This window comes from Mesorhizobium sp. M1E.F.Ca.ET.041.01.1.1 (genome assembly GCF_003997355.1).
Classification (GTDB): Bacteria; Pseudomonadota; Alphaproteobacteria; order Rhizobiales; family Rhizobiaceae; genus Mesorhizobium.
Window position 1 is genome coordinate 1 of sequence record NZ_RZSL01000926.1, and the last position, 1,621, is coordinate 1,621.

Sequence of the window (1,621 nt, forward strand, 5' to 3'; positions counted from 1 at the left end):
GGCTGCAGGTGCGCGTCGGGCACGACCAGCGGCTTTCGCCTGTCAACGGTACGGGCGGCGCGCTGAGCGAGGCACGTCCGCGCCCGGCCGCGGCGTCGACCGCCAGGAAGGCAAGCAGCGCGCAGATCCACAACAGGCCGAGATACCAGACAGAGGGCAGCGCGAGCGCGATCAGGAAGGCGGGGATCGCCCCCGCCGCCGCTGCCCACACCGCTCGGCCGCTCGGATAGATCAACGCGGCGCTTCCGTCTGGTCGACGAGGTCGGAAACGATCTGCTCGACCAGCCGTCCGTCGATCTGCGCCGCCGGCGAGAGGATGACGCGGTGGCGCAGCGCCGGCACGGCCAGCGCCTTGACGTCGTCGGGGATAACATAGTTGCGGCCGTCGAGCGCCGCCCTGGCGCGCGCGGCGCGAGCCAGCATGGCTCCCGCGCGCGGGCTGGCGCCGACTTCGAGGTCCGGGCTTTCGCGCGTGCCGCGCACCAGCGCCGCGATGTAGCCGACGACGTCGTCGACCAGCGTGACGTCGCCCACCGTGGCAAGCGCCGCTTCGAGCGTCTTGCGGTCGGTCTGCGCCTTGATGACGTATTGCCCGATGTCGTGCGAGGCGGAGCCACCACCATGATGGATGATGATGGCGCGCTCTTCCTGCGCATCCGGATAGCTCACCCGGTGCTTGAACAGGAAGCGGTCGAGCTGGGCTTCAGGAAGCGGATAGACGCCCTGATGCTCGATCGGGTTCTGCGTCGCCACCACCATGAAATTCTTACCGAGCGAATGCGTCGTGCCGTCGAAGGTGACGGCATGCTCCTGCATGGCTTCGAGCAGGGCCGCTTGCGTCTTCGGCGGCGTGCGGTTGATTTCGTCGGCGAGCAGCAGGTCGCAGAAGATCGGGCCGCGCGTCAGCGTGAATTGCCCGCTCTGAAAATTGTAGATATTGGAGCCGACGATGTCGCCGGGCATCAGGTCGGGCGTGAACTGGATGCGTCCATAGGAGACGCCGAGCGCCTGCGCGAAGCAGCGCGCCGTCATGGTCTTGGCGGTGCCCGGCGGCCCTTCGAGCAATATGTGCCCGCCGGCGAACAGCGCCGTCAGCATCAGATCGACCGTGTCGTGCTGACCGGTGATCGCCTTCGCCACTTCTTCCCTGATCGCGCCCGCCAGGGTCTTCACTTCATCGACGTTCACCGAGCCTCCTTGCTGTCCAGTCATGCAGCTTCTCCGCTGCTTCATGCATTCCGGCCAAACTGTTGGAATCGTTCGCGGCTTTGAAACGCGCGGTGAAGCCGTGCGCTTCACTTTTGTCGCGGGAATCCAGCCAGCGGTCGAGCGCTTCGCCCTGCAGCCCGTGCGGGGCGCCAAGCAGCGCGGCGGCGCGGTGCCGCATCAGCGACGCATAACGGTTGCCGAGCCCCTGCAGCCGCCCGGCGCGCTTCAACAGCATTGCCGTGGTGTCGACCAGCGCCCGCTTGCCGAAGGCAATGGCGCGTCCTTCGGCGCGCGGCGGTCCGAACCGGCCAAGGCCGTGCAGGAAGGCAAGGGCTGCCGCGACCAGCACCGACAGCGTCAGAGCCAGAAAAGGCGGCTCGATGAGCAGCTTGGCGAGATCGTAGTTCTGGCC

General features: G+C 67.4%; 1 protein-coding gene and 2 pseudogenes. All 3 read right to left on the minus strand.

Annotated features, from left to right (window positions below):
* Positions 1 to 235, minus strand: a pseudogene (locus EOA38_RS35960) (hypothetical protein); the annotation flags it as partial.
* Positions 232 to 1,188 (minus strand): MoxR family ATPase, encoded by a 957-nt coding sequence (locus EOA38_RS35965; protein WP_127301449.1) that lies wholly within the window; start codon positions 1,186 to 1,188, stop codon positions 232 to 234. The gene EOA38_RS35965 and the pseudogene EOA38_RS35960, both read right to left, overlap by 4 nt.
* Positions 1,175 to 1,621: pseudogene (locus EOA38_RS35970) on the minus strand (DUF4350 domain-containing protein); the annotation flags it as partial. The pseudogene EOA38_RS35970 and the gene EOA38_RS35965, both read right to left, overlap by 14 nt.